Below are 8099 nucleotides of genomic sequence, written 5' to 3' on the forward strand. Positions count from 1 at the left end.
CGCGGCGACGGCGGCCAGTCGGTCGTCCAGGTCCGTCGCGGAGGCGTCGTAGGTGAGCGTCACCACGTCCGGCCCGTACCCGTCCAGGCTCACCGAGACGGAACGCGCGCCGTTGGCGGGGGCCGGCGCGTCCGAAAGCGCCAGCTGGGCGGTCACGATGCTGGCCGCGCCGGGCTGCTCCACGGGGCGGATGGCGGCGGCCGCGTCCACCTCGGTGCCGCCGTTGGCGCTCCCCAGCTTGAGCGCCGCGGAGGCGTCGTTGGCGGAGCCCGGCAGCACGCGCACGCTGGAACGCTCGCCCGTTTCCTTGGACTCCAGCGTGAGCCGCCCGCCACTGGCGGTGCAGGTGATGGCGGGCACCGCGGCGGCGATGGCGGCGGCCAGCGTGGTGAGCCGCGTGGCGGCGTCGGCGCCGGCCACGTCGGTGGCGGGGTTCAGCACCACCTCCACCGGCGCGTCGCCGTTCACCACCACCTGAAAGCGGTGCGCGCCGGCGGTCACCAGCGGGCCCACGTCGTCCAGCGCGCCGCTGATGCTGGCGCCCTGCGCCGAGGCCAACGCGCCGGCCGGTGCGGTCACCTGCACCGTCACCAGCTGCGAGGCGTCGTTCACCACGTCCACCACGTAGCGCGGGTCCGACGCGTTCATGCTCAGGTCGGCGAACGTTTCCACCCGGTTCTCGGTGGCGTTGGCCGAGGTGTACTGCAGGGTCAGGTTGAAGGTGCTGCCGGGGGTGGCGGTGTCGTGGCTCACCTGCACCTGGATGGCGTTGCCGGCCGCGCCCTCGTCGCGCGCCGTGAGCCGCAGCGAGGGGCCGCTGGCGCCGGCCAGGTCCACGAACGCGGCGGACGGGTTCTTGGCCAGGCGAATGACCCACGCCTCGCCGCCGCCGTTCTGAAAGAACTGGCGCACGGCGTAGCCCAGTTCGTATTCCGACACGAGCCCGCCGAACGCGCGCTCGTAGTCGGCAAAGCTCTGCACGCGCACCGCACGGTTCAGCGGGCCGCGGCGGGCGGCGCCCGCAAAGGCCGTCACCGACGTGCTGACGCCTGTGATGGTGCGCACTCCGCTTGGGACTTCCTCCACGTAGACGCCTGGGTAAGTCAGCACGGACGGCATCGGGGGGTTCCTCCGCAAAGGATGGGGTTGTTCGCCGCCCCGCCCGCACAGGGGCGGCGGCCGCGGCGGGCATGGCGCCCGGACGGGAAAAGCACCGCGAGCGGCGGGTGCGCCGCGGGCGGCCGGCCCACGGGGGCCGTCGGCTGTGCATCTTTTGCCGGGGGATGCCGGAAAAGGAGTGTCGCCGGGGGACTTCGGATCCCGGGGCCCGGGGCGGCGGAGGGCACGGTGCGCTCCGGTCCGCGGGGCGGGATCGGCATGCATTGTCGGCAACGCGTGTGCCGGATTGTTCCATTCCCGTCCGGAATTGTGCCGCAATCACTTAGGGAAAAGTGCACGCCGGATGCGGACCCGGCCCAGTGAAACATTGGGGCGGACGTTCCCCACGGTTTCGTGGAGATGCTGCCCCACTTTCCGCCGGTCCGTGAAAGTTCCCCGCGCGCCCCCGCCGCCCGCGGCGGCACCGTCCGCCCCGCCGGTATCCTGCCGCTCACCTCGGCGCTGCGGCGTCATTCTGAAGGAGCGTGCGCCGCGCTCTCCCCGGCACCGCGTTCATGCGCGACTGAAGAATCCCGGACCGAAACGTCCGCCGCGCCGCGGTCCGGCGTGGCGTGCCCCAGCCTCTCCCGCCGCACCCGCAGCGTCCGAGCGCGGCGCGCAACCGGGCGTGCATCGGATGCGGGGGCGCGGGATTCTTCGGTCGGCGCCAGAGTCCGGTGTGACGGACGGTGCGGCGACGCGCCTCCCTCAGAATGACACTCGAAGTCCGAGCCGGGTGGGGAATCCCGGTGGGGCTGATGCGACGCATCCGGTGCGCCTGACGCCAGTTCGCGCGGCCGGCGCGGCCCCCGCCGCCCACGGAGGCACCTCCGCCTCACCATTCCTGCCGCCCACCTCGGCGCTGACGCGTCATTCTGAAGGAGCGCGCGCCGCGCTTTCCCCGGCACCGCGTTCATGCGCGACTGAAGAATCCCGGACCGAAACATCAGCCGCGCCGCGGTCCGGCGTGGCGTGCTCCAGCCTCGCCCACCGCACCCGCAGCGTCCGAGCGCGGCGCGCAACCGGGCGTGCATGGGACGCGGTGGCGCGGGATTCTTCGGTCGGCGCCAGAGCTCGGTGTGACGGACGGTGCGGCGCAGCGCCTCGCTCAGAATGACACCCGGAGTCCGAGGCGGGTGGGGAATCCCGGTGGGGCTCATGCGACGCATCCGGTGCGCCAGATGCCAGTTCGCCCGGGCAGCGCGGCCGGCGCGGCCCCCGCCGCCCACGGAGGCACCTCCGCCTCACCATTCCTGCCGCCCACCTCGGCGCTGAGGGGTCACTCTGAAGGAGCGTGCGCCGCGCCTTCCCCGGCACCGCGTTCATGCGCGACTGAAGAATCCCGGACCGAACCATCCGCCGCGCCGCAGTCCGGCGTGGCGTGCCCCAGCCTCTCCCGCCGCACCCGCAGCGTCCGAGCACGCCGCGCAACCGGGCGTGCATGGGAAGCGGTGGCGCGGGATTCTTCGGTCGGCGCCAGAGTCCGGCGTGACGGACGGTGCGGCGCAGCGCCTCGCTCAGAATGACGCTCAAAGTCCGAGGCGGGCGAAGAATCCCGGTGGGGCTGATGCGACGCATCCGGTGCGCCAGATGCCAGTTCGCGGCCGTCGCCGGCCGCGCTGCCCGCGACGGTACCTCCGCCCCGCCGGTCCTGCCGCCCACCTCGGCGCTGAAGGCGATAAGAGGACAGCAAGGAGGAAATGGAGAAGGGGCATGGCGGTCCGGGATGTTTCCCGTGACCTCCATGCCCCTTCGGGTTCTGCCTCGAAGAACGGAATTTCGCCGTTCCTCCTCCGTGTCTCTGTGCTTCGGTGTGCGACCCGTCTGTTCAGCTGTCCAGCCAGCGCTGGTCCGCGGCGTACACCGCAAAGCGCCGCCGCTCCGACGCGCGCACCAGCCGGGTGACGATCAGGCCGATCAGCAGCAGCGGGATCGCCTTGACGGCCAGCGCCACCACCGCGAACGCCAGCCCGATCACCGCGCCCACCATCGCCAGCGCGATCCCCATCACCACCAGCCCTCCGGTCGCCACCACACCCATCGCCAGCAGCTTCCCCAGCATCGGTCCCTCTCCCGCTCAGGTCAGGTGTCCGCCCGCCGACAACACGTCAGGCCCTCGGGTCCATCCACTCCACCGAAACGCTTCCCAGCGCCGCGCTCACGTCCACCGTTACCCGGGTGCGCGCCGCGCTCCAGTTGCGCGAGTACCACGCGTCGCCGCGCTTGACCAGGTCCGCGCTGTGAAAGCGGGTCAGGAAGGTGTCCTTGGTGACACGCACCCCCACGTCGCGGGGAAAGCGCAGCGTCACCGCGCCCATCCCCATCTCCACGTTCACCGCCGCGTTGCGCCGCCACGCCCCGTCAAACTCCAGCGTGGACGATCCCACGCCGCCCTCCAGGGTGATGCGCTCGGCGCCCAGGTTGCCCAGGCCGCTGGCGTGCAGCCGCGCCGCGCCGCTTTCCAGCGCCACCGTGCCGGCCAGCACCGGGTTGGGCGTGCTGACGCGCAGCTCCGTGGCGCTGGCGCCGGTGGAAAGCTGCAGGCTGCGCAGCGACAGGCCGCCCAGGTCCAGCGAGGCGTCGCCCGCGCCGAACGCCAGCTTCAGGTCCATCGGCACGCCGCGGGCAAGCTCCACCACCGCGTTGCCGCCCCGCCGCGTGTTCTGGTTGCGGTGCGTGGCCTGCACCCCCAGCCGCAGCACCCCCGTCCGCGCGTCCCAGCTGCTCAGCGGCCGGGTGCGCTCCTCGTCGTAGCGCAGCTGCATGCGGTACAGCAGCCCCGCCGCGGCCGGGCGCACGGTGAGCCCGCCGGCGCCGTAGTCCACCTGCACGTTCGCCTGCCGCTCGCCCTGCAGCTGCCGCGCGGACGTCACCGTGCGCCACTGCGCATGCGCGGGGGCCGCCGCCGCGCACAGCAGCGCGGCGGCGGCCACAACCCGGCGGCGCATCCTATCAGAGCGCATGCGCGCCGCCGGTGCCCAGGTCGTCCATTCCCGCGCCGGACCACCCCATCCGCTTGCGGTAGCGGCGCTCTTCCCACATCCGCGCGCCCACCAGCAGCACCGCGCCCATCCCCACCGCGCCCGCCACCAGCAGCATCAGCCCCGCAAAGAAGCCGATCAGGTCGCCGATCCATCCCAGAAAGGGCGTCATTCCCACCAGGTGGCCGATCAGCTTGGGGGCCAGCAGCACCACCAGCCCGGTGAGCAGGTAGTTGTAGGAGTTGCGCCCGTCGTAGCCGCCGCGCTGCTCCGCCGTGCGCTCGCCCAGCGCGTGCGCCACCGCCACCACGCCCAGCAGCCCCGCGCCGCTCAGCGCCAGCCAGAACAGCGGCAGGTACACCAGCAGCAGCGGAATGCCGATGATGGTGACGCACAGCAGCACGATGCCCACGATGAAGAGGGGAAAGCTCAGCACCCCGGCCGCCACGCCCACCGCCGCCGCACGCCCCGTCTCGCCGCGGATGGTGTCGGTGACGCGCGTCAGGTGCGGCATGCCGTAGAAGATCATCGCCACGCCGATGCCGGCCAGCACCAGCCCCAGCGCCAGCGTCTGAATGATCCCCGCGATCCCCTGGCCGATGGGGGCGAACCACGACCGCTGCGAGCGGGCGTGCGCCGCCGGGCCGCCGCGCAGCGCCGCCGCGCGGGAGCCGTCTTCCACCCGCATTTCGCCGAGGATGCGGGCGCCGCGGTCCACCAGGCGGCCGCCGGCCACCACCGCGTCGCCGTCAATCACGGCGCCGCGCTCCAGCACCAGGTCGCCGCGCGCCACCGTCACGTCGCCGCGCACCGTGCCGGCCACCGTAAGGTCGCCGTTCAGCAGCACCACGTCGCCGTCCACCGTCTGGCCGGCGGCGATGGTCTGGTCGCCGTTGAAGTGCAGCTGGTCGCCGCGCACCACCGGGGCGGGCGCGGCCACCGGCAGGGGCGCCACCGGGGCCGGGGGCGGCGCCGCGTCCAGCACCAGCGAGTCCTGCGCGCGGGCCGGTGCGGCCAGTGCCGCCGCCAGCGCCAGCCCGGCAAGAAAGTGATTCGGGTTACGCATGGGTCATCCGCGTAGCAGGGGCCCGCAGCAGCCGGGCCATCGTGAAGGCCGAAACCGGAATCGCGGCCAGAATCATCATCAACAGCAGAGGAACGCCCGCCGCCTGCGGGCCGGGCAGGCTCCCCACCGTGCCCGCCACCCAGCTGAAGGCGCCGGTGCGCGCCAGGGTGCCCGTGGCTTCCACCACCGCGCCCCAGGCCACCTGCTGCGCCCACTCGCGGCCCACCGCCCAGAGCGAGCCCACGCTCACCATGGGGTGCCCCGCCAGCCACTGTCCCAGCAGCCAGATGGGCGCCACCGGCGCCAGCACCATCGCCGCCAGCGCGAGCCACATCCGTCGCGCGCGCGGCGCGGCGGCGGGCGCGGCGGCGGCGGCCGGAGCCGCGGCCGCCCGGGGCGCGATCTGCACCCGCGACATCACCGCGTCGGCAAAGCGGGGCGAGGGCGCCAGCGGGGGCAGGGCGGACAGCGCCGCCACCAGGCCGCGCGCGCTCTCCATCTCCGCCCGGCAGTGGGCGCAGGCACGCAGGTGCTGCTCGGCGACGGACCGTTCCGCGTGGGAAAGGTCTCCTTCCGCCAGCTGCTCCAGCGTCCAGTACGGCAGGTGTCCGGTTGCGTCCGTCACGAGGTCCTCAGGGTGGGTTCGTCATCATGGTGGTCAGGTACGGAGCCCGGGGCTCCGGAGTTTCAGGGTTCCCGCGGGAACCGCGATCACACCTTCAGGTGCTGCAGCGAATCGCGCAGCTCGTTGCGCCCGCGGTGGATGTACGTCTTTACCGTGCCCAGGGGCAGCCCCATGATCTCGGCGATCTCCTGGTACTCGCGCCCTTCCACGTGGCGCAGCAGGATGGCGGCCCGGTACTCCGGCCGCAGCCTGCCGATGGCTTCCTCGATCTCCTCGCCCAGCTCCTTGGCCTCCAGCAACTCCTCGGGGTTCTCGTCCGGGGAAATGATGGTGATGGCCGTGGCCTCGATCTGGTCCGCCGTGGTGGCGTTGCGCGATCCGTCGATGGAAACCGTGTTCAGCTCCTTCCGCCGGATGTGGTCGATCGTCAGGTTGGTGGCGATCTTGAAGATCCAGCTGCTGAACTTGTACTTCGGGTCGTACCGGTCGATGTGGTTGAACACGCGCACGAACGTTTCCTGCGCCAGGTCTTCGGCCTGTTCGCGGTCGCGGATCATGCGATAGACAATGGAAAACACCGGGCGCTCGTAGCGGCCGAGGAGTTCCCGATAGGCCTTCTCGCTGCCCTGCTGGGCGCGGGTGACCAGTTCGTGGTCGGAGACCTGAGTTGCGTTCACCGCTTGGTTTCGGGGCCTGAGATCAGACGTGCGGGACCGTACGGGGGGCGGGCGCGCGAAGTTTCACGTCCGCGGCGCAGTCTTGCTGGCGCCTCGGGGAGGGGGCTAGTTTCAGCGGCTCCATTCTAAGTGACGCGAGCGGTTTACGGTATGCCAGAAAGTTCCGCGCGGCCCACCGCGCTTCCCGCGCCGGCGCACAAGGCGGCGCACGTGCGCACCATGTTCAGCGCCATCGCGCCGCGCTACGACCTGCTCAACCACGTCCTGTCGATGAACATCGACCGGCTGTGGCGCCGCCTGGCCGTGCGCCGGCTGGACTGGGAGCGCGTCCCCGGCGGCACCTACCTGGACAACTGCGCCGGCACCATGGACCTGGCCGTGGCCCTGGCGGCGCGCGGCGGCTTCCGGGGCCGCGTGGTGGGGAGCGACTTCACCTACGAAATGCTGGAGCGCGGCGTGAGCGCGGGAAAGACGCGCTCCGTTCCCGTGCGCCCCGCCTGCGCCGACGCCCTGTCGCTCCCCTACGCCGACGCCACCTTCGACGGCGCCACCGTGGGGTTCGGCGTGCGCAACCTGGCGGATCTGGACGCCGGGCTGCGCGAAATGGCGCGCGTGCTCAAGCCGGGCGCCAAGCTGGTGATCCTGGAGTTCACCAACCCCACGTGGGAGCCGTTCCGCACGCTGTACCGCCTGTACAGCATGCACGTGCTTCCCCGTATCGGGCGCATGATCAGCAGCCACCCCACCGCGTACAACTATCTCCCCGAGTCCGTGGTGCAGTTCCCCGCGCCCAAGGAGCTCGCCAGGCGGATGGAGGAGGCGGGCTTCGAGGGCGTGCAGTGGAGCACGCTGTCCGGCGGCATCGCGGCCCTGCACCATGGAAGGCGCCGATGAGCGTGCTGTTCAAGGTGGTGGCGAGCACCCTGCTGCTCAGCTTCTTCGGCTGCTGCGTGGCGAGCGCCGTGCTGCAGCTGCTGGCGTGGCGCCACCCGGCAGACCCGGCGCAGGGGCCCACGGTGGCCGGCGTGTGGAAGCCGGAGGGGCGGCTGAACGAGGTGGGAATGCGGCAGATGAAGCTCGCCCGGCTCATGCTCATCCTGGGCGGCGTCTCCTTTGTCTCTTTTGTGATCGTGCGCCGGCTGGGCGCGGTGATGCTGGGGCAGTAGCCCGGTCCGTCCTCCGCGCGCCGGGGGGCGGATTCTTTTCGCGACGGTGATGCGCCCCGGAGTCCGCGGGCGCTTCCTGCATGGGGGGGCGGTGACGATGGTGTTTCAGAACCTGCGCGAGTTTCTGCGCTACCTGGACCGCACCGGGCAGCTGGTGCGCGTGCGCGAGCCGGTCTCGGTGGACCTGGAGATGGCCGAGATCACCGACCGGGCCATGAAGCTTCCCGGCGGCGGCCCCGCGCTCTTCTTTGAGCGCCCGGTGCTGATGGACGGCACGGAAAGCGACATCCCCGTGGCCATCAACGTCTTCGGCTCGTGGCGGCGGATGGCGGCGGCGCTGGGCGTGCGCAACGTGGAAGAGCACGCCGCCCGCATCGCCGACCTCATCAAGCCCGAGATCCCCAAGGGGCTGTGGGGCAAGATGCA

The 8099-nt window shown here is 72.1% G+C and carries 7 protein-coding genes and 2 pseudogenes; 3 read left to right on the plus strand and 6 right to left on the minus strand.

Annotated elements, in window-relative coordinates; translation table 11 throughout:
• From VF665_RS16580 to VF665_RS16605, 6 genes and pseudogenes are all read right to left on the minus strand, one after another.
• A pseudogene (locus VF665_RS16580) lies at positions 1 to 1065 on the minus strand (phage tail protein); the annotation flags it as partial.
• 1921 nt (positions 1066 to 2986) lie between these two features.
• The gene (locus tag VF665_RS16585; RefSeq protein ID WP_331054560.1) at positions 2987 to 3220 is read right to left on the minus strand and encodes a hypothetical protein; all 234 of its coding nucleotides are present in this window, start codon (positions 3218 to 3220) and stop codon (positions 2987 to 2989) included.
• A gap of 46 nt (positions 3221 to 3266) precedes the next feature.
• Positions 3267 to 4106, minus strand: coding sequence for a hypothetical protein (locus VF665_RS16590; protein WP_331054561.1), 840 nt, complete (start codon positions 4104 to 4106; stop codon positions 3267 to 3269).
• A 4-nt stretch (positions 4107 to 4110) separates the two neighbouring features.
• Positions 4111 to 5205 (minus strand): polymer-forming cytoskeletal protein, encoded by a 1095-nt coding sequence (locus VF665_RS16595; RefSeq protein ID WP_331054562.1) that lies wholly within the window; start codon positions 5203 to 5205, stop codon positions 4111 to 4113.
• Positions 5198 to 5830, minus strand: a complete 633-nt coding sequence (locus VF665_RS16600) for a hypothetical protein (RefSeq protein WP_331054563.1) — start codon at positions 5828 to 5830, stop codon at positions 5198 to 5200. The genes VF665_RS16595 and VF665_RS16600 overlap by 8 nt, the downstream gene beginning before the upstream one ends.
• Before the next feature lie 86 nt (positions 5831 to 5916).
• Positions 5917 to 6507 (minus strand): sigma-70 family RNA polymerase sigma factor, encoded by a 591-nt coding sequence (locus tag VF665_RS16605; protein WP_331054564.1) that lies wholly within the window; start codon positions 6505 to 6507, stop codon positions 5917 to 5919.
• A gap of 150 nt (positions 6508 to 6657) precedes the next feature.
• On the opposite strand from VF665_RS16605, the gene VF665_RS16610 reads away from it, so the two are divergent.
• From VF665_RS16610 to VF665_RS16620, 3 genes and pseudogenes are all read left to right on the plus strand, one after another.
• Complete coding sequence (locus VF665_RS16610; RefSeq protein ID WP_331054565.1) at positions 6658 to 7401, plus strand: class I SAM-dependent methyltransferase; 744 nt, start codon at positions 6658 to 6660, stop codon at positions 7399 to 7401.
• Positions 7398 to 7673 (plus strand): hypothetical protein, encoded by a 276-nt coding sequence (locus VF665_RS16615; protein ID WP_331054566.1) that lies wholly within the window; start codon positions 7398 to 7400, stop codon positions 7671 to 7673. The genes VF665_RS16610 and VF665_RS16615 overlap by 4 nt, the downstream gene beginning before the upstream one ends.
• 97 nt (positions 7674 to 7770) lie before the next feature.
• Positions 7771 to 8099 (plus strand): annotated as a pseudogene (locus VF665_RS16620) (menaquinone biosynthesis decarboxylase); the annotation flags it as partial.

The organism is Longimicrobium sp., assembly GCF_036387355.1.
Taxonomy (GTDB): domain Bacteria; phylum Gemmatimonadota; class Gemmatimonadetes; order Longimicrobiales; family Longimicrobiaceae; genus Longimicrobium.

Coding starts and splice junctions, on each gene's coding strand:
- VF665_RS16595 (WP_331054562.1), bottom strand. CDS start 5,205: ATGCGTAACCCGAATCACTTTCTTGCCGGGCTGGCGCTGGCGGCGGCA.
- VF665_RS16590 (WP_331054561.1), bottom strand. CDS start 4,106: ATGCGCCGCCGGGTTGTGGCCGCCGCCGCGCTGCTGTGCGCGGCGGCG.
- VF665_RS16610 (WP_331054565.1), top strand. CDS start 6,658: ATGCCAGAAAGTTCCGCGCGGCCCACCGCGCTTCCCGCGCCGGCGCAC.
- VF665_RS16585 (WP_331054560.1), bottom strand. CDS start 3,220: ATGCTGGGGAAGCTGCTGGCGATGGGTGTGGTGGCGACCGGAGGGCTG.
- VF665_RS16615 (WP_331054566.1), top strand. CDS start 7,398: ATGAGCGTGCTGTTCAAGGTGGTGGCGAGCACCCTGCTGCTCAGCTTC.